Origin of the sequence: Pleionea mediterranea, assembly GCF_003148745.1 — a bacterium.
In the GTDB taxonomy this organism is placed as follows: Bacteria; Pseudomonadota; Gammaproteobacteria; order Enterobacterales; family Kangiellaceae; genus Pleionea; species Pleionea mediterranea.
In genome coordinates, this window is the sequence record NZ_QGGU01000003.1 from 72,762 (window position 1) to 93,559 (window position 20,798).

The following is a 20,798-nucleotide window of genomic DNA, read 5'->3' on the forward strand; positions in this document are numbered from 1 at the left end:
CGCTGCCATAATAACGGGTATCAACCAAACCAATATAATTTGTATTACTTTCTGAATCCAAGTCTAAACTCTTAGATAAAACGAATATCTACTTTGGCTAAAAAATGTAAGACATAAAAGTCAACTGTAAATTAATCGTTTAAATGACATGTTATTAACTTTTACAATTGCTTGTTTCTTATAAGTCAACACCTTTTATGTCTATGTTTTTTATCTTAAGTTTAGTCAGAGCAACAGATATAAATGCTTTATCCACAAGTAATGCAACGAGACATTTAGCAAAATATGTTTCTGGAATCAAAAAACCGCTGATGCTACCAACAGCGGCTTTAAACTTTCAAAAACAACTTGCGTTAAAACTTTACTGACGACTTACATCTGGCTTAATTTTGTAAGCCATCGCATAAAGTACCGGCACCACTATAAGTGTAAGGATGGTAGCAAAACCTAAACCAAACATAATAGTTACCGCCATGGATTTAAAAAACACATCAAACAATAACGGAACCATACCGAGAATGGTGGTAATGGCTGCCATAGCCACCGGCCGCACACGGCTGACGCCAGAATCGATAACCGCCTGATAAGCCGGTTTTCCGGAGTCCAGCTCTATATTAATTTGATCCACCAGTACAATGCCGTTTTTAATAAGCATACCGGATAAACTCAGTAAGCCAAGTAGCGCCATAAAACCAAACGCCGCGTTCATGGCGAGTAAACCTGCAGCAACACCAATGATTGCCAGTGGCACTGTTGCCCAAATGACCAGAGGTGCGCGTATGGCGTTAAACAAAAACACTGTGATCATAAACATCACCAGATAACCCAGCGGCAGCGAACCAAAAATCGCTTTTTGTGCTTTAGAAGCCGACTCAAACTCACCGCCCCACTCCAGTGCGTATCCTCGCGGCAATTCAATGGACTCAATCGGTTTTTTAATCCGCGACAACACCTGCGCGGCGGTTTCATCACCCAGTACATTATGATCCGCTTGAACGGTTAAGGTGCGTTTTCGATCGCGCCTTAAAATGAGTGCGTTTTCCCAGGCCACTTCAAACTCACTGACCACCTGAGTGATGGGAATATAAACATTCAACACGGGACTGAAAATCTGCAACTCGTCCAGACTATCCACTGATAAACGTTCCTGCTCTGGTGCTCGAGCAATGATCGGCAGCATGTCGGTGCCTTCGCGATAGAGGCCAACCTGTTTGCCCGAGAAATTGGTGAGTAACAATTGATCAAGATCCGACTTGCTGATACCAAGCCTACGAGCTACAGATTCATTAAACTTTGGTCGAATAACTTTGGTTTTTTCCTGCCAGTCGTGTCGCACATTATACGCGCCGTGATCGGCTTTCATAATGGCTTCTGCTTGTTGCGCCAAATCACGTAAAACGGAAGGCTCCGGGCCACTAAACCTTGCTGCAATTTTCGCATCGGTCGATGGGCCTATTTCCATAGGTTTAACTTTCACCATGGCATTTAAAAACTGTTCTTTGGCAAATGCCCGAACATCGGCCATGGTGGTTTTTACCTGATCGCGATTGTTAACCCGAACAATAAGCTGTCCAAAACCTTTATAAGTTTTTTGCGGCGCGTAAGTCAGCATAAAACGGGGCGCGCCCTGACCAACCGTTGAAGACACTTCTTCCACTTGCGGTTGATTCAGCAGATACGCCTGCAATCGACTTAAATCATTTTGTGTTTCACGAATATCCGATCCTTGATAGCGCCAGAAATCAACGTAAAACATGGGTGTGTTCGATGCCGGAAAAAATGCCTGCTTAACATTGCCAAAACCAATAACCGATACCACTAATAGCACCAGCATGGTCAACATAGTGATCGCTCTGTGCTGCATGCACCAGTGCAATAACTGTCGGTACATTTGAAATAAAATACCTTGGTATGGATCATCCCCTGTTGAATGACTTTTTTCTTCTGAAGAAGCCGTTTGCTTTTTGCTTTGTTCTTTAAAAAGTAAATCAGCAAAAAATGGCGTTAGTGTAATGGCCGTGATCCAGCTTAATAATAATGAAATCAACAACACATAAAATAAGCTGCCGGCAAATTCGCCGGTTGCATCGGCCGATAAACCAATGGGCGCAAAAGCGGTGATCGCTATAATGGTTGCACCAAGTAATGGCCATTTGGTTTGTGTAACAATAGCAACCGATGCTTCTACTTTTGTTTTGCCTTTTTTCAAGCCCACCAAAATACCTTCGGTGATCACAATGGCATTATCCACCAGCATTCCCAGTGCAATGATCAAAGCGCCTAAAGAAATGCGTTGCAGATCGATGGCAAAAAACTTCATAAAAATAAAGCTGCCAAGAACGGTTAATAACAAAATTAAACCAATCAATAATCCGCTGCGTAAACCCATAAACAGCAACAACACCACAATGACAATGGCAACCGCTTGAGCCAGGCTAACAATAAAGCCCGAAACAGAATTTTCCACTTCTTTCGGTTGTTGATAAACGGGATTTATGGTCATGCCCACAGGTCTTAAATATTCCAGTTCATCCAGTCGTTTATCAATGGCGTAACCCACATCCACCACATTCACGCCACTGGCAAATGAGACGCCTACAAACAACGCTTTGTGATTGTTGTAACTGACAATGTGATCGGGAACTTCAACGTACTCTTTACTCACCGTTGCCACATCACCCAGATAGATCAGTTTGCTGTCGCCCGGCTTTGATATTAATAAAGTTTCCAGTTCTTTAACGTCTTTAAACTCACCTGTGGGATGAAAACGAATCGACTCGGATCCCACTTTTACCCGACCGGCATTCGACACGGTATTTTGAGTAGCGAGTAACTGGAAGATGCGATCGAACGAAATACCGTAAGCCGACATTTGCTGACTGGAAACTTCCACCACCACTTGCTCCTGACGATTGCCGGCAACCGTTACCTTGCCAACGCCCGGCACCAACACCAGTTCGCGTTTTAAATAATCCACATAATCGTTCAATTCTTCGAAGTTATAGCCTTCACCAGTAATGGCATAGAGCACACCGAACACATCACCAAAATCATCGTACACCAACGGCTGACCAACCCCACTTGGCAGTTGGCGCGATTGATCGTTTACTTTTCGTCTTAACTCATCCCAAATTTGTCGCAGCTCCTGCTTGCGGTAGGTGCTTTTCATTTCGACAATAATTTGCGACAAACCATTGGATGAAATGGACTGAACAAAATCCACGTAGGGTAACGATTGAATGGCGTTTTCGATGGGAAAGGTAACTTCTTCTTCCACCTGCTCCGGACTTGCCCCCGGATAACTGGTGATCACCATCGCCTGTTTAATGGTAAATTCGGGATCTTCCAACTGTCCCAAATTTAAGTAACTGATACTGCCGCCGACCAATAAAATTAATGCCATCATCCAGCTGATGACTTTTTTATCCATCGACCATTCTGCAACACTCATTTAAAGACCCCGCTCTTTATTCCAGGGTTTTACTTTCATGCCTTCTTTTAGAGAATGAACACCAGCTGTCACCACCTGATCGCCAACTTCGACGCCGGTTAAAATTTCAACGCCCTGTTGATGCACCTGACCCAGAGTGACTTTGTGCAATGACACCTGTTGACTGTCACTGTCGTACTTCCAGACATAGCCTTCATCGTTTGAGGTTGTTTGCCCTTCTGGAGCAAATACCGCTTCAACGGGCAACACTATCTGGCTTGCTTTGGTATCGGTAATTTGACTTAAATCAATATGCACCTGCGCCGACATACCCGGCAATACGTTTATTTGTTCTGGAGAGGGCAACGAGAAAACCACTTTATAGGTCAGCGTTATCGGATCGGCCTGTGTATCCCATTCTTTTACCGTTAACAGAAACGGCTTATCTGGCAAAGCATCAAAAGTAACACTGGGCTGATAATTAGAGCCGCGTTTTACCCGCGCAAAAATATGTTCCGGCACCTGAATGCTAATATCCACCCGATCACGATTCATTAATCGTAGGATGTTTTCCTTCGCCTGAATATTTTCACGATTTTTAACGTAGGTTTTAGAGATGGAACCGGCATACGGCGCTCTAAGTTCGGTGTGCTTTAAATCGGATTCGGCGCTATCCAGCTCTGCCTGGGCAATAAGCAAATTGGCTTTTGCTTCATCAAGCTGAGCCTGTGACGCCAGATTCTTTTCTTCTAGCACCTTTGCCCGCTCATACTGGGCTTTGGCCAGCTCAAAGCGTGCTTTACGATCATTTAAGCGAATTTTAAAATCTTCATCGTCGAGCCGCACCAATAACTGCCCTTCTTTTACCTGCTCACCGGGTTTAACCAAAAACGCTTCTATTTCACCGCTCACACGAAACGCCAGCGTCGCTCCCTGATTCGCCTCAACAGTGGCGGGAAACTTACGGATGGCCGTGTCCGACTGATTGGTTACCTGAATAATTTTGGCAGGACGAATAACTGGCTCAGGCGCTGTTTGTTCAGCAGGCTCGCAGGCCATGAGTAATGACACTAACGCGATAGGCGCTGTCTTTATAAACAATCGCATCATAAAAACTTTCTTCATTAGGAGAGCGGAAGGCATGGGGTTCATTATTAACCTCAATTCAAGACTGGATTTTGATTGCGGATCATACTCGCATATCTGCTAAAATAATATTTAACTTATATTTACATCTCATTAAATATTATTTATATAGTAAGCATTATTTATACAATAAGTACCAACTGCTAACGCTTATCAGTACAGGGTTAAGGGTTATGAGTACAGGGTTAAGAGTACACGGATAAGCATACATTGAGTATTTCGTACCCTCCCGATACTCGACAAAAACAGGATAACGACCAGTGAATGTCGAACAACTTAAGATCCTTCATTACATTGTAGAAGATGGCAGCCTGAAAGCCGCATCTGATCGTATGAGCAAAACTCAACCGGCACTGTCCATCGCACTAAAAAAACTTGAAGCCGATGTAGGCTTTGCCATTGTTGATCGCAGTGACTATCGATTAAAGCTCACCGCACAGGGCAGCCTGTTTTACCGGCAAGCAAAGCAGGTACTGCGCGATATGGACAGACTGACCACTCTGAGCGATCAACTGGCACAAGGTGATGAACCCGAATTGACCATTTTGTTTGAACTTGCCTGCCCGCCATCACTCTATCTGGATGCCTTTTTAAAAACCCAGCAGCGGTTTACCGCCACTCAATTTAACTTCAACAGTGGTATTCGCTTTTCGTCCATTGAGTCGGTGCAACAAAATAATGCGCAACTGGGCATTGGCCCCTGGTTTCATATTTTTCATTCCAGTGGCGATTTTCAGACGCTGTCTCTTGGACACTACCATCTGGTGGTAGCAGCCTCGCCCAGATTACTCAGCGGCCAGTCGTCCCATCACTTATCAAAACTGAGCCAGTATCCCATTATCACAACACGAGAGAGCGAGCTTAATTTTGATAATGAAAAACTCTCCGCTTTTAAATCCGGCAGCCAGCAGTGTCGTGTTACCGATCCGGAAACCGCCCGGCGCCTGATGCTCAATCATATGGGCTGGGGAATGATACCGAAACATTACATAGAGCAGGATCTGCAGGAAAAGCGATTGATTCAACTTGAATTAAAAGATTTTGAATCGGAATTCAGTGGTGAAATAAGAGCCTTTCGACGCAACGATAAAACGCACGGCCCGGTTGCCGAATACCTGTGGCAAATGCTAAAAGACAACACAGATTAATGATCCACTAAAAGTTGATACCCCATTAAAGGGTAAAGCCCCGGTAAACAGGATTACAAAACACCATGACATTATTTTTGCTTTCTGGCGCTGCCGTCAGTCTGACGGCCTTACTCATCGCCGATGCCGTAAAACAGCCAAAACTATCCGCAGTTTTAAAAGTTGTCACTTCAGCATTACTGGTGATTTACTGTTTTCATATCTACTTTCAGCAACCATCAACCTATGGGGTATTGATTGTTATTGCCATTACTCTGGGTGCGCTGGGCGATGTGTGTTTAATATCAAAACAGAAACTCTGGTTTGTCATTGGTTTATCCGTATTTTTGCTCGGTCATCTGGTATTTATTGCTGCGTTTTTACAGTACGACTTTAATCCTGCAGAAAGCATGGCCGGTATGATTGGTATTGGCATAGCCATGTACGCGGTGTTTAATCACATCAAAAGCAAGCTGGAAACAACGGCCATGAAAGCCGCGGTGATAATTTATATGCTGACCATCGCCATAATGGCAGCGATAGCCTTAAGCATTCGTGTGGAGGGTGAGCACACCTTAATCGGTTTAGGCGCTATTTTATTTCTGCTGTCGGACTATTTTGTTGCCAATAATCGATTTAATAAAACCAGACTCTACAACCGTGCAATCGGTTTACCGCTCTACTACTCGGCTCAATTTATACTCGCAACCACTATTATCACGCTACAAACCAATAGCCGTTGGCTGCCAGTGTAAATAGCCAATAGCTGATACTCCCCAGGACGGCTGTTTGCTAGAGTGCTTTTGTGCATTTTTTGCTCATCTACAGCAAGAATAAGCACAACCACAAGGAAGGTTTAAGCATATATAAGTGGTTTTGCTCACCTTAAAACCTATTAATGGCATTAATTTAACCTGGAGGGATCCCATGAAAAAAGTCGTGACTTTAATTTTTGTACTTTTACTGTGCGCGTGCGGTGGCTCAGGCGGCAGCACCTCAAACGATGATCCACCTGAAAACAATACGCCACAAAATAATTGGGACAATATGAACTGGGACGACGGAGAATGGGCATGATTATGAATATTGATTTTAATAAGGATAAACCAACAAAGTCCTACAAAGCACTGATAGGCGGTCTAATAGTCGCCACTTTTGGCCACAACATTGCCACGGCTTCTGAACTTACCATTCCAAACAGCTTTACCGCAGGCACTCCTGCCAGAGCATCGGAAGTAAACCAAAACTTCGATGCCACGGCTACTGCAGTAAATGATAACGACTCTCGTATTACAACACTGAGTGGCAATCTTGAGACAACTAATACCACCATCACTGATAACATAAGTCGTATAGCAGCGTTAGAAGCTGCCCTTACCGCGTTAACGCAACGTGTCGATGAGTTTGAGAGTAGTCAGCAAAATGTTATGTTTTCATCCGACACACATTACGCAACCGACTTGGTGTTTTTATCAAACGATGCCGACGGCTCTTTTATAATTCCGGTTACAAACGGGAATCAATCTGAATCCAGCGTGATAGCCACCAATTACGAATATCACCCGATGCCTGGGCTGGATACCGTCAGCTTCAACGTGGCCGAAGATGATACTACCGTTATTATAGAAACTAGCGGAGAAGCTTATCTATCACAGTGGAATGCCTACAGCAGATTAAGTGTTGCCATCCAGATCGACGGCATTATTCCGACATTGGGCGCACAGAAAACCTTACGCATGGTCACCGATGATAATATCTCCAGCGGCGGCAGTTCTTGGACTGTTCGATATCCCGTTCAAATGGATGCTGGTGATCACACTTTTTCTGTCATGCTTAAGGCAGGCAGCCAAAATCAAAGCAGTGTTGGGGTTGATGGTCGATCCATCGAAGGCCATAACGGCAGAATTAAGGCAACTGTTATGCAAGTGCATACCGGTAGCGAATGATAATGCCTGATTTAAATTTTCGATGATTGTAAGTTTAGAAGAATGAAATTCAGCGGTGTGCTCTGTCCGTAATTAATAGTTCCTTATTAATCAACACCGCTGCTTTCGATATCCATACTAAGAAAATGAGCCGATGAATGCTTTCAAAATACGGCCAAATCATTGCAAAAATCGGTCAAATTCAACAAAAACAACCCAGATTGCTTAATTTTTGTTCGCTTCAATATAGTTTTTTGGTGTTAAGCCAAAGTAGGCTTTAAAGCAGGTACTAAAATAACTGCCCGACGAGAAGCCAACATCAAAAGCAACTTCAGAAGCAGAATGATCCTGTTTTAACTTTTCTGCGGCTATTTTCAGTCTATAATTTCTCAGGTATTCGCTAAACGACTGGTTAAGTAATGACCGAACTTTACGTTGCAGTTGTTTTTCACTCATATGCAATGCTGCTGCCGCAACAGGCATTTGTAACTGGCTGTCATGGTAATGATCAGCAACATAACTTTCGAGGGAATGAATAAACTGTCGGTCTTTTTCTGGTACACCAGCCAAATGCTTTTGGCTAGCATTTAAGCCTTCAGCCGCAGTTCCCTGGGTAGAAACAGCAGCAGACGCCTTTAGTCGCTCACTTAATAATTGACGAATACTTAACAAGTTACGGCAACGGGCAATCAGTTCCTGATGTTCAAAAGGCTTGGCGATAAATTCGTCAATATCACTTTGCCAAGCTTTGTGTCGCGTGTCTATATCGCTCTTCGCTGTCAGCAAAATGATCGGTATATGCGAGGTTCGCATATCGGTTCTAAGGGTTCTTGCCACTTCAATGCCATCTTTATGGGGCATCATTAAATCGCTAATGATCAAATCGGGCACCTGCTCCAACGCTATAGCGGTTCCTTCGAGCCCATCTTTAGCCGTTAAACAATGAAAGTCTCCTTCCAATATATCGACAATAAAACGCCTGAGCTCATTATTGTCCTCAATAACCAGAACCTGAGGCCGGGACTCTTGCGCACCGACTGAACGACTCTCGTCTACTGACTGAAGATCAATTGAACCCGATTCAATTGAATTTGATTTGGTAGATGCTGGTTTTTCTTCAACAAAGTCAGTCATCGTATCGGCTGTAACTAATCCTGGCCTGGAACCCATTTCATCCAGTGAACCGTGCTTCCCATTTAAACTTATCGCGCTAACTGCATTATCATTGTAAGTGGCAAGAGGAAGAGTCACCTTAATCAGGCAGCCACCAAGCGATGAACTACGACTGATGTCGACTTCACCCTGCAGCGACTCAACGGTTTCTTTAACCAATGCCAGTCCAAGACCAGTACCTTCTTTATCCTGATGTTGTTCGAGCCGTGTAAATCGCTCAAACACTTTTGAGCGCTCAGCTTGCGGGATCCCTTCACCCGAGTCTTCTACGGTTAACAACACATCATCTTTAATGACTTGAATCTCCAGATGTACATCACCGCCTTCTGGTGTGTACTTAATGGCATTCGATAACAAGTTATACAGCAAGATCTCTATGGACTCTTTGGTAGCCAGAACACAAACACTTGATGAGCAACTGGCTTTCATATTAATTTTTTTCGATTCTGCCAAGGAGTGAAATTGTTCCACCGCCAACTGTGCAAAACTCGAAAGCTCTATAGTGACTAACGATGTATCACCTTTCATTTCGAGCCGGGCAATTTCCAGCGACTGTTCAACCAGATGATGCAATCGTTGAGCATTGGTGAGAACGGAATGCAACAGAGTAGTCGCCAGCTTCCCTTTAGGTTCGCTCAAATAGGCTTTAATCGGGCTTATTATCAAAGTGAGCGGTGTTCGTATTTCATGACTGATATTGGCGAACATTTTATTTTTACGATCCAGCAACTGTTCAATGGTTAACTTCTGTTGCTGCACCTCTTCTGTTCTTAATGAAATTTCATGTTCAAGTTTTTCAGCGCGTTTTTCCAACGTTCGAGTGCGCAATCGAACAATGCCATACACCATGGCTAAAATTGAAATCACATAAATACAGTAAGCCCACCAGGTTAACCAAAATGGTGTTTCAACAGAGAATCTTAGTTTTGTATTTGCCACCCAAGGGCCACCATTAAAAGAAGCTTGCGCTTCAAATAAATAATCATCAGGCGGCAAACTGACAAAGGTAACTTCGTACTTTTCTTTAGTTGCTGTCTGCCAGTCATCTTTATAGCCCTTTAATCGATACCTAAACTTAATATGAACATCATCGTAATAATTAGGATTCGTCAACTTGAGTTTAACCAACTCATGCTCATAAGGAACAAGTTGTTGTACATTGGCCGTATTATTATAGTTATCCGGATTTATATCATTTGTTAGCCTCAGCTTTTCATCATCAACCTTAAAATCCCTTAAGTAAATAAACTGGTTTTGAATGGGCGTATTAAGAATATCGAGATCGACATGGGCAATGCCATTGCCGTAGGCTAATGCGAAGGTATTGTTATCGAAAAAAACGGGTTTTGAGAAATAATCCACATGACCAAAACTATAAGGTCTCAAGTCTATTGAAATATACTGGTTGTTCTTTAAAGAGTAAAAATCCAGCTTGGAGTCAAAAGGAGAGAGGTAATAGCCATCAAGTTCATAAACTTGTCTCAACTTAGCTATACTATCTCGTAGATAGGTCAGAGCATTCCCATCGTATAAAAAAAACTCACTATTAGTGTTAACCAAATAGTTACCTGACCTCAATTTGAGCACCCCTAAGCACCCACCAGTTTTTCTTAACTCTGAGTTAAAAGCTGAGCTTGACTCTAATTTACCCGAGTTTCTAAACACAAATTTACCGCTAAAATCACAACCAACTGCACCATCAGATTCAAAATCATCAGCAAGCATAAATAGAGCATTGTTTTTCTCTAAGTTTAAAAACAAACGAGCATCTTTTTTGGTTTTCAAGTCATATTTAAATAATTCCCCATCTGAATTATAGATAACGCCATCATCAACAACCTTTACAAAAAACAAAACCTCCCTTAATAGCTGATGATTTTCAACCTTATTACTTTGAATGTTTTCCTCAATTAGCAAGCTTTCATCTAAAACTGAAGTATAGAAAAATGATTGATCAGAACTTGTATATTTTGTCGTCGAATCATGAGTATTGATTTGGACAACGTCCCCATTCTCTTCAAGTTCCAACAAGTGCTCGCGAGATAGAATATAGATTCGACCATCGTCTTTCTGCATCAACAATGAGAAAAGCTGATAATTATTTGACTTATATAACACAACGCTTTGCATAAACGGAGAGATATACTGAACTCCTTCACTATGCAAAAACAAAAGTCCACCAGATATATCAGAAATGAATTTTCGACCAGATCGGATTTTTTTAAATGCTGATTTATTCTCAATAAAGTATCGACTAACAGTTTTTCTTTTAGGATCAAATACACATACACCAGAAAATTGAGAAGCAAACCAAACAAGCTCACCTATAGCTATTGCATCCTCAACCTTTCCTATACAACCATCCTCGCCACCAAGTAAACTAACACTACTTAAATCACTGACAAGACCATACAATATTTCGTAACTTGAAAAAAAATAATTCTGTCCGTTTACCTGCTCAAAATGATAAAACGTTTTATCTGATACCTTTTTAAACTTCCTATCATCGGTTAGTACATACAAACCCTGTCTGGTGGCAAAATACACTTCATCACCCAACAACCCAAAGTGAATAACAGACTCGTTTAACTCATATTCTTTTTTAAGAATATTTTTCTTTTGATCGATTTTAAATACTATATTTTCGTGTACAGCATAATAATCACCTTCTACCTTAGACAGTTGAGTCACTTTAACTTTATCTGAGTAATTGATTTCATCTAACCTCTCTTCATCAATAAAATACTGATACACTCCCATGCTCGTACCAATATAAATACTTTCTTCATCGTAAGAGTATTCAAAATCCCAAATAATTAGTGAGTTAAACTCAGGATGTTTTTTCGAGTTGAATTTATTTAAATCATTATTATCGTAATAGAAGAGACCTGATTGAGATGCTAACCATAATCGTCCTGTTTTATCTTGAACAGCATCGAGATAGCTTTCATCATCCAAATACTTTCCTTGAATCTTAGAATAATTCAAAGGCATGGCACCCGCTTTTGCCACAATCAATAGGAAAAATAGGAATATGAGCTTTATAAAACTAAATAAACTTCTTTTCATTTTTCGAAAGTGTTGCTCGCACTGTTCCTTTCATAAGCAAAAATAATTATGCAGGCACTCTATCAGATGTTCATTGAGACAGAAATATAAAGTTAAACACCTTTAGCTGGCCGATAAAGGTGTGTTAATAATTGTTTAAAGTTCTAACCCAACTCGATAAAGCACCTGATCGTGATATCCCGTGGTTATGGCCTTGGCGCCAGCGAGTTCATCATCCAGCTCGGGATCGCCTGTATCAACAATAAGCGGCCGACCATTGAGTGCTTTAAGTTTGGCTTTAGTCGCAATGATGTGGATATTATGCCAACCGACATGTCGAATCAGTTTGGCCGAAATCTGTTGGTTTCCGCGTCCTAAAATATGTCCCTGACCACCTATCAATGTCAGTATTACCTGCAGCTCATTTCCTTGCTCAACAAGATCGAGTAAATCGGCTGCGGAAACATCAGCAGCAATCAACTCATTATTCCGTATTAAATCGACACCCAGTAATGTATTGGCAAGCCCAAGTTGCTCCATCACCACTGCACAGGTTGATCCGGAACCAATGGCGTAATAAATATCGGGTTCCATATTTTCAATCACATCGGCTGCAATATCATCCAGTACCAGCGCTTCAACTTCTTTGCCGCCTTCCTTGGTGGCCTGAATAAATTGCAATGCATCGGGCACTCGCATGCTGCCAAAATTTTTCGCGCGAACCGTGCCCGCACGGAACGCCTGCTCATCAATGTCCATTACCGAGGCTTCCTTTAGCGACAACAATTGGCCAGAAACCAGTTGCTCAATGACGTGCCCCGCCGCTCTGGGCGTTACAGCGTAAACGCCAGAATGAATTTTACAGCCTGCCGGAATGCCTAACACCGGAATATCAAGATCCAGCGCCGCAAAAACATCTCGAGCTGTACCATCACCGCCGGCAAATAAAATAGTATCAACGCCTTGCTGCTCAAATAGCTTAACCACGCGTTGCGTATCGCTGGCGCTGCTTGGCTGCTCAATATCTACTAATACAGTTGGATGAAAACCACAGGCTTTTGCACTATTCTCGCCCATTTCTCCGGAAGCCGTGACTAATTCGATTCGCTTGGCAACCTGATTACTGATTGCTGATAGCGCCTGCTCCGCACGGATGGCCGCCAGCTTTTGAGCGCCTCGCTTGAGTGCTTCATCTCGAATTTCTTCACCATCGCTGCCTTTTAACGCAACACTGCCGCCAATACCGGCAAAAGGATTTACCAGAAGTCCTAACTTAAAAGTTGCCGACACTTACACTTGCTCCAGCAGTTGATGAGTTAAAAGAGGTTGTTTGCCCTGACGAAATACGCCTAACAGCGCCTCAAATAATTGTTGAGCACGCTCCGGCAGGCCATTGTGCCAGTATTCTTGCAACTGGGCGACTACCGCCTGGTGAAACGACTCGGAAGGTTTAGCTTGTTGCCCTAGATTATCGGCCGACAGATGAAAGCGATGACAACAGGCAATGGCCAATGCCCATTCGACGGCTTGTGGCTTCACTTCAACTTGCTCAAACAGTGCCTGCTGTTGGTTGCTGCGACCATCCGGCTCATACCAATAACCAAAGTCATCCTGCAGACGACGTTGTTTTCCGGCAATACACCAGTGTGCGATCTCATGCAATGCACTGGAGAGGTAATCGTGACGAGACATAATTTGCGCCGGATGATGGGCATCAGCGGCTTTATAAAAGGGTTCTTCAGCGCCGTAAACCAGACAGGTGTTTAAAGACGGCATAAAGAGGTCATCAAACAGTGTTTTGATCTGCTTTAATTTGTCGATTTCACTCATTGACGGCCCAATAACCCCTTTGTGCTTAAAAAGCTGACCATTTTAATTCAATCGACAAAAAATAGCAGCCAGATATTGAAACAATTGCTCGTAAAAACATCAGCTTATGGGGTCTAAAATCAAGCTACATTTTGGCTATCAAAAAGTGCCAAATATCTCAATAAAAATAATTTATTTTCGTCAATCTGTCCAAAAAGCCCATATATTCAAAGATATAGCGAAGTTTGTGCAGGACAGCACCATATCTAGTGTATTTTTTTGTTTGTCAGAGAAAAAATCTTGCTATATATTGTGTTCATCTCTTGGAAATCCACCATATCTAGTGAAAATTTTATTCAAAATGACTAACGGGTTTTCCACAAAAAGCACTCAATTTATTAACAGATTTATACACAAGGCGAAGGGACGTAACCACTATGACTGCGCTAAAAAAACAAATAGAAGCTAGTAACTTTGATATTGAACTCCAGACCACTTCTGTGGATATCTGGGACACCAAATATCGACTAAAAGCCAAAGACGGAAAGCCAGTTGATCATACCATTGATGAAACCTATCAACGTGTTGCTCAGGCATTGTCTCAAGTAGAAGCAAAAGACAAGCAAGAAGAATGTTACGAGCAGTTTTTATGGGCATTACGCCACGGCGTGATCCCTGCGGGTCGAATTATGTCGAATGCTGGTGCTTTGGCTCATAAGCCAGCTACTTCAACCATTAACTGTACCGTATCGGGCACCATCACTGATTCCATGGATGGCATTTTAGAGAAAGTACACGAAGCCGGTTTAACCCTTAAAGCGGGTTGCGGCATCGGCTACGAATACTCCACCTTACGTCCAAAGAATGCTTATGTATCGGGCGCTGGCGCTTACACCTCGGGCCCACTGTCGTTTATGGATATCTACGATAAAATGTGTTTTACCGTTTCCAGTGCAGGCGGTCGCCGTGGTGCTCAAATGGCTACCTTTGAAGTGGGCCATCCTGATGTGATGGACTTTATCCGTGCAAAACGTGAAAACGGTCGACTGCGTCAATTTAACCTGTCGCTATTGATCACCAATGAATTCATGCAGGCGGTAATTAACGATACCGACTGGCCGCTGGCATTCCCTATGACAGAAAAAGAAGCCGAAGCCGATAATGTTGATCTAAAAAATGAAGAACAGGTTATCTGGCGTGAGTGGCCGGTTAAAGACGGTTACATTACCGATAAGCAAGGATTAGTCGCCTGCCGCATCCAAAAAACCGTGCGGGCGAAAAACTTGTGGAACATGATTATGTCGGCCACTTACGACTACGCTGAGCCCGGCTTTATTTTGATTGATGAAGTGAACGAAAAGAATAACAACTGGTTCTGCGAAAACATTCGCGCAACCAATCCATGCGGTGAACAGCCATTACCCCCTTACGGTTCCTGCTTATTGGGTTCGGTTAACCTCACCAAATTTGTAAAACATCCTTTTACTGACAAAGCCGAATTTGACTGGCCTAAGTTCCGCAAAGCGGTCAACATTTTCACTCGTATGCTCGACAATGTTGTAGAAATTAATGGCTTGCCTCTTGAAGGTCAGCGCAATGAAATTTTAAGCAAGCGTCGTCATGGCATGGGATACCTAGGCTTAGGTTCAACACTCACCATGCTGTGTCAAAAGTACGGTTCCGACGAATCCGTTGAATTCACCGAACAAGTAACCAAAGAACTGGCAATGGAAGGCTGGCGTGCCGCATTGGAGCTGGCAAAAGAAAAAGGCGCCGCCCCTATTATGGATGACGACTTTAAAGTCACCGGCGAAATGTTACGCAAACGTCCAGAAATGAAAAAAGACGGCATTAAAGTTGGCGATAAAATTAAAGGCAAAGTATTGCACGCAAAATACAGCCGCTATATGCAGCAAGTGGCAGCGGAAGATCCCGAGTTGGTAGAGCAGCTGGCCGAAGTGGGCGCACGTTTTACTCACCACTCATCAATTGCTCCTACCGGTACTATTTCACTGTCGTTGGCGAATAACGCCAGTAACGGTATTGAGCCAAGTTTTGCGCACCACTATTCTCGAAACGTTATTCGCGAGCGTAAAAAATCGAAAGAAAAAGTTGATGTGTTTTCGTTTGAATTATTGGCGTACCGCGCCCTGGTTAATTCAAAAGCGATGCCGTTTACCGACAAAGACGAAGAGCGTTTACCGGAATACTTTATTACCTCCGATGATATTAAACCTAAGCAACACGTTGATATTCAAGCGGCTGCTCAAAAATGGATCGACTCATCCATTTCGAAAACCGCCAATGTACCAACGGACTTCGATTACGAAGACTTTAAAGATATTTATTTGTACGCCTATAACAAATGTTTAAAAGGTTGCACCACATTCCGATTTAATCCGGAAGTATTCCAGGGCGTACTGGTTAAAGAACAAGATCTGGAAAACACCACTTATCAATTTACATTAGAAGATGGCAGCACTCTCGAAGTGAAAGGCAACGAAGAAATTGAATACGACGGTGAAACACATACCGCCGCCAATTTATTCGACGCCTTGAAAGAAGGCTACTACGGTAAACTTTAATCAAACATAAGATTTCGAGAGAAGGAAATAATCATGTCACACAAAATCGAAAAACCCATCGTAGACTTTAAGGTCAAAAAAGACGATGCAGAAAGCAAAGACGTTGCACCAGCGGCTCAAGAAACCAAAAGTGCAGAAATCGTACAAATGCATGAAAGTGTTGAACGTCCGGAAATGTTACTGGGCTCAACCTATAAAATTAAAACGCCACTTTCTGAGCATGCGTTGTATGTGACCATTAACGATATGGTTTTAAACCCGGGAACAGAGCACGAACTGCGTCGTCCATTTGAGATTTTCATCAACTCAAAAAATATGGATCACTTTCAATGGGTGGTTGCATTAACACGAGTTGTTTCTGCAGTATTTCGCAAAGGCGGCGACTGCACTTTCCTGGCGGAAGAACTGAAAGCGGTATTCGATCCTAAAGGCGGTTACTTTAAACGCGGCGGCCGCTTTATGCCGTCACTGGTTGCGGAAATCGGCGAAGCCATTGAATCTCATTTAAAAATGATTGGCCTGTTAAAAGACGACAGTCTCGACGAGCATCAAAAAGCGCTAATCGCTGAGAAAAAGCAGCAGTTTGAAGACGCCCAGTCCAAAATCACACATCCCGACTCTGAATTTCCAGAAGGCGCGCAGTTGTGTAACAAGTGCATGGTAAAAGCTTCAATTATGATGGACGGTTGCATGACCTGCCTGAATTGCGGCGATTCCAAGTGCGGTTAAGAGTCTAAAGAAAAGGAACCTACTTAATAATAAGACTTCTTCAATTTCTTACTAATTCCCCAATAAAATCCCTTGTAAGCTTAAGGGGCTTTATTGGGGAAGTTGGATCTAAAAAATGCTTCTTTAGCCTTTTACTTCCTTGCTACCTAATAACAACCTTCACATGATTAAACAAAAAATAATTGAATAAGTATCCATAAAGTAGGGCAAGCAATTACAGCTCTTGAGCTTGAATTAGGTTAACCAATAAAAATTTTATTCTATCCAAAGCTAATCTGTTTTAAACTCAAAAAGCTTTAAGTCGCCTTGCATCGCCCCATACTCACTAGAAACAACGCTTTGAAAGTCATCTGAGAAACTAAATCTTTTCCCACTAAAAACTGCATTTCTAATTATGATAGATTGAAACTTACCGTCTAAATCATACCGATAAATCCCACTCTCTTCCAATAAACCTCTTTCAATATAAATAGCGTCACCATGCAATTGCCACCAAGGATAATCTTGTCTTGGCTCTTGAGTTATCACTGGCTCTGTTGAATTGAGCAGGATATTTTTTCGCCATACTCCTTTATCATGATATTTTGTAAAAAATAACTGTTGATGATTATCATCAAACTTTCCGTAGAACCCACCTGAATAGGTTAGCCGTTGTAAATTGTCACCATCTCTATCAATTGCCCAGATTTCCCAGTCACCACTTTTATTACTACCAAAGGTAATTAGGTTTTCGCTAGTACTAAACACTGGAAACATGAGCAATGATTCTGATTCAAAAATCATCCTAAATGTATTTTCCTCAAAATCGAATACCCATATTTGGTTTCTATCGAGCTCCCAAGCAATTAATTGTTTATTCTGAGCGGACCAATCCAATGAGAAAAAACTATAATCATTCATAACGTCTGTCAATTGACGAATGATTTCGCCATTAGCCTTAGCAATCCAGATTTGTTGCTTGCCAGTACGATCGGACACAAAAGCTATCTGTTTTTGGCCGGTGAGATAAATTGGTGCTCGATCTAAACTATCTGTATCTTCAAGCTTTCGATTTTTTCCTTCTTGGACACTATATGTCATGAGGTCAGCTTGCAGCAGCTTTTCTACGACAACTACCTTCCCGGAATTCGTATCAGCAATCGCTTGATCTATATTATTGCCTACAAAAACTGACTTAGTGATTAATTTATCTAAATCCAGTGTAGATATCGAGTTTTTACTTGCGAGTAATAAGCTTCGTTCCTTTTCTAACCAAGAAACTGATTTCGTACCCCATACATTAAGGGGTATTTCTTCTAGGTTTTTGCTTTTGGGATCAAGAACAAATAGTTGTTGTTTGTAAGGACTTTTACGTAAAAACGCAACTTTTCCATTTTGTTTGTTAACATCAAAATAAGTGTCACCCCAACTTGAAGAGGCCGGAAATGTAATCGGAGTAGAAGTACCTACATTTAAATTTACTTTAACAATCTGATTAGGCGCTTCAACCGCTGCTTCTTGTGCTATAAATATTGTAGAGTTTTCTGCCCCCCACTTAAAACTAACTGGAGGAAGCTTTGGATCGCATTCATACAAAGTAGTAGGTATAAATTTCTTATCTTTAATATCATCAACAGAAAGTTGAAAGATTGCACAAGAATCATCAGATGACTTTATAAAACCAATAGATTGTGAGTCAGGAGAGAATGCAGGAGAAAATAAATTAGAAGAATCTGAATCAACCTTCCAACTAACTTCATGGCTAATAGATTTTACGTAAAGGTCAGCATATGCGGTTTCTGGTTTTTTAGACAGATACACCAAGTATTTACCGTCACTCGAAATATCAACATCGTACTCGTATCCTTTCTCGTGAGTCAGCTTAACAACCGGGCTTAGTTTCTTTGATTGTCCGTCCCAAGCCATATTGTATTGGAATATAGTAAAAGCTATGGCAATAAGGAAAACTACTCCCATCAACCAAGTTAGCTTTTCACGATAAGCGAGAACAATTCCTAAATCCGTTCTTAAGTCTTTCGCAGCTATTTTTGTAACAGGTTGAAGTAAACGGTAGCCTTTCTTATGAATAGTTTCAATTAACTGTGAATTCTTCGCATCATCACCTAGTATCTTTCTCAGTTGAGCAATTATTCTGTTTACCGAGGAATCACCAACAATTGCACCTCTCCAAGCTTCCTCAATCAGTTGCTCCCGTGATACAACTAATCCATCACTTTTTAACAAGACAGCGAGCACAGCCATCGCTTGAGGCTCTAGATTAACCAACTTTTGATTAGACCTTAGTTGATTACTTTCCGTACAAATCGACCACTTATTAAATTTGTAAACATGCGACATATATAAACTGATAATTGTTTTTATTAAGGCCATGATACCGAATATTGTCAATTATCACGAGCCTCATAACACTATCCGAACAAAATCCGAACATTATCGTAACGACTCCTTTTAGTAATTTGCTGAGAATATAACTTGCTGATATTTATGAGCTTTTAATTCTCATAACTATTTCAAACCCAAAAACGTAAATATAAACTGAAGGGGAAACCATGAAAACATTAAGATATTTGATAGTTACATTATTGCTCTCAAATTTACTAACCATTTCGGCAGTTCTAGCAGCTGTGCCAAACACAACTAAATCAGCTAATAAGGAAGCAAATGAAGTAGTACAAAAGTGGCTAAGTTCCTGGGATAACAAACAGTATGATAAAGGTAGAAAATATGTTTCAAAGAGTATGACTAAAGCGGTGTCATTCAATGATATTAAATCAACTCTGACTCAACGCCGGGCAGTGCTGGGAAGTGTTGCAAGCCGAAAACTCGTCAAGGTAATTCCTCATAAGAAAATTTACAGTTTTCCTGAAGCGAATTACATAGCATTTATCTTTGAGTCTGAGTACTCAAATAACGAATCAGTAAGGGAACTAGTGCGTGTGATAAACGAAAACGGTCGATGGCTCATATTTAGTGATTTAATGCTCAAAGAAGGCCAATATGATTAGATAATTAAATTAAACATTAAGAAAGCAAAGCTCTAATACTGATTCTTTGCTTTCTTACTTTTTTGTGAACGTCCGCTTTCGAGTGGCACTTTATGAAATATGCGATTAGCGACCGGCTGCAATGTGATGTTTTGGGACTTTTACTCCCCCTAAAACATCTCTTTACTTGTGATCTTAAGTATTAAACTCACCGGCTATCCTATAAAGTTTTCCTTTCAGATCAAAAATCTCCATTTGATATATTCAGTTTTCCTCGAAAATAGGCTATAATCTAACCGTTTTATCAGTCAATCTAATCAGTACCATTAATTTAGTACCTCAAGAAAAGTCAAAGTAATCAGTCAACATGCCAGCTCATATTGTTAAAGTCGTTCCAGCTCGTCTGGATAAAGATTGTATGGAAGTTACCCTGCGTCTATTACCGGGTAAAATTGGCCAGTGGATAGGTCGTAAAGAAAAAACCATTACCTATAAAGGTCAGGGTAACGATTGGTATCGCTATCCCTGTTACACCCCTGCTTCGGGCAAAATGGCGAAGTTTTTAAAATCGATATACCGAGGATGGGAATATCGGCACATCCAGTACCGATTTAAACAGAGTGTCCGTAAAGCGGGCTAAAGTTTTCTAGTCCTGTTTTATAACTTAACTTTCTCTAAGCTAACTTTATTTTAATTCTTCCGAACTGATTTCTCTGCGCAACTCTTTTGATCAGGGCGTGATGGACTTTGCCTGGTATTAAAAATACTGAATTGTTTTGCTCTCTATAAAGAGACGTTAAGTACCTATGAAAAACGACTCTCTACAAAAAGACATTGGCTCA

General features: G+C 41.6%; 14 protein-coding genes. 8 read left to right on the plus strand and 6 right to left on the minus strand.

Features of this window, described 5'->3' with window-relative positions:
* Window positions 1-361: 361 nt before the first annotated feature.
* Together C8D97_RS04350 and C8D97_RS04355 are read right to left on the minus strand one after the other, a co-directional pair.
* Window positions 362-3,451 (minus strand): efflux RND transporter permease subunit, encoded by a 3,090-nt coding sequence (locus tag C8D97_RS04350; RefSeq protein ID WP_109762325.1) that lies wholly within the window; start codon window positions 3,449-3,451, stop codon window positions 362-364.
* The gene (locus tag C8D97_RS04355) at window positions 3,452-4,540 is read right to left on the minus strand and encodes an efflux RND transporter periplasmic adaptor subunit (RefSeq protein WP_109762327.1); all 1,089 of its coding nucleotides are present in this window, start codon (window positions 4,538-4,540) and stop codon (window positions 3,452-3,454) included. It lies immediately after the preceding gene.
* Window positions 4,541-4,836: 296 nt separating this feature from the next.
* On the opposite strand from C8D97_RS04355, the gene C8D97_RS04360 reads away from it, so the two are divergent.
* The 4 genes from C8D97_RS04360 to C8D97_RS04370 all read left to right on the plus strand — a co-directional run bounded on the left by C8D97_RS04360 (window position 4,837) and on the right by C8D97_RS04370 (window position 7,649).
* A complete protein-coding gene (locus C8D97_RS04360) occupies window positions 4,837-5,724 on the plus strand; it encodes a LysR family transcriptional regulator (RefSeq protein WP_109762329.1) in 888 nt (295 codons plus the stop codon).
* A 65-nt stretch (window positions 5,725-5,789) separates the two neighbouring features.
* Window positions 5,790-6,458: a lysoplasmalogenase gene (locus C8D97_RS04365; RefSeq protein WP_109762331.1), complete on the plus strand. Its 669-nt coding sequence runs from the start codon at window positions 5,790-5,792 to the stop codon at window positions 6,456-6,458.
* A 172-nt stretch (window positions 6,459-6,630) separates the two neighbouring features.
* Window positions 6,631-6,780 (plus strand): hypothetical protein, encoded by a 150-nt coding sequence (locus C8D97_RS18105; RefSeq protein WP_170115135.1) that lies wholly within the window; start codon window positions 6,631-6,633, stop codon window positions 6,778-6,780.
* Between the two features lie 2 nt (window positions 6,781-6,782).
* The gene (locus tag C8D97_RS04370) at window positions 6,783-7,649 is read left to right on the plus strand and encodes a hypothetical protein (RefSeq protein ID WP_210204851.1); all 867 of its coding nucleotides are present in this window, start codon (window positions 6,783-6,785) and stop codon (window positions 7,647-7,649) included.
* Between the two features lie 204 nt (window positions 7,650-7,853).
* Here C8D97_RS04370 and C8D97_RS04375 read toward each other — a convergent pair whose 3' ends face one another.
* From C8D97_RS04375 to C8D97_RS04385, 3 genes are all read right to left on the minus strand, one after another.
* Window positions 7,854-11,789: a hybrid sensor histidine kinase/response regulator transcription factor gene (locus C8D97_RS04375; protein ID WP_170115136.1), complete on the minus strand. Its 3,936-nt coding sequence runs from the start codon at window positions 11,787-11,789 to the stop codon at window positions 7,854-7,856.
* Between the two features lie 216 nt (window positions 11,790-12,005).
* On the minus strand, window positions 12,006-13,139 hold the full coding sequence (locus C8D97_RS04380) for an ATP-NAD kinase family protein (RefSeq protein WP_109762336.1): 1,134 nt from the start codon (window positions 13,137-13,139) through the stop codon (window positions 12,006-12,008).
* Window positions 13,140-13,679 carry an elongation factor P hydroxylase gene (locus C8D97_RS04385; protein WP_210204852.1) on the minus strand — a complete coding sequence of 180 codons (540 nt, stop codon included), beginning with the start codon at window positions 13,677-13,679 and terminating at the stop codon, window positions 13,140-13,142. It abuts the gene before it with no gap.
* A 416-nt stretch (window positions 13,680-14,095) separates the two neighbouring features.
* Between C8D97_RS04385 and C8D97_RS04390 the strand changes: the two genes are divergently transcribed.
* Window positions 14,096-16,243 carry an adenosylcobalamin-dependent ribonucleoside-diphosphate reductase gene (locus C8D97_RS04390; RefSeq protein WP_109762338.1) on the plus strand — a complete coding sequence of 716 codons (2,148 nt, stop codon included), beginning with the start codon at window positions 14,096-14,098 and terminating at the stop codon, window positions 16,241-16,243.
* Between the two features lie 33 nt (window positions 16,244-16,276).
* Window positions 16,277-16,972 (plus strand): TSCPD domain-containing protein, encoded by a 696-nt coding sequence (locus C8D97_RS04395; RefSeq protein ID WP_109762340.1) that lies wholly within the window; start codon window positions 16,277-16,279, stop codon window positions 16,970-16,972.
* Window positions 16,973-17,242: 270 nt separating this feature from the next.
* Here the strand turns inward: C8D97_RS04395 and C8D97_RS04400 are convergent, their stop codons facing one another.
* Window positions 17,243-19,360 carry a winged helix-turn-helix domain-containing protein gene (locus tag C8D97_RS04400; protein ID WP_146196074.1) on the minus strand — a complete coding sequence of 706 codons (2,118 nt, stop codon included), beginning with the start codon at window positions 19,358-19,360 and terminating at the stop codon, window positions 17,243-17,245.
* 161 nt (window positions 19,361-19,521) lie between these two features.
* On the opposite strand from C8D97_RS04400, the gene C8D97_RS04405 reads away from it, so the two are divergent.
* Window positions 19,522-19,977 carry a DUF4019 domain-containing protein gene (locus tag C8D97_RS04405; RefSeq protein WP_109762344.1) on the plus strand — a complete coding sequence of 152 codons (456 nt, stop codon included), beginning with the start codon at window positions 19,522-19,524 and terminating at the stop codon, window positions 19,975-19,977.
* Between the two features lie 346 nt (window positions 19,978-20,323).
* Complete coding sequence (locus C8D97_RS04410) at window positions 20,324-20,596, plus strand: hypothetical protein (RefSeq protein ID WP_109762346.1); 273 nt, start codon at window positions 20,324-20,326, stop codon at window positions 20,594-20,596.
* Window positions 20,597-20,798: the final 202 nt, after the last annotated feature.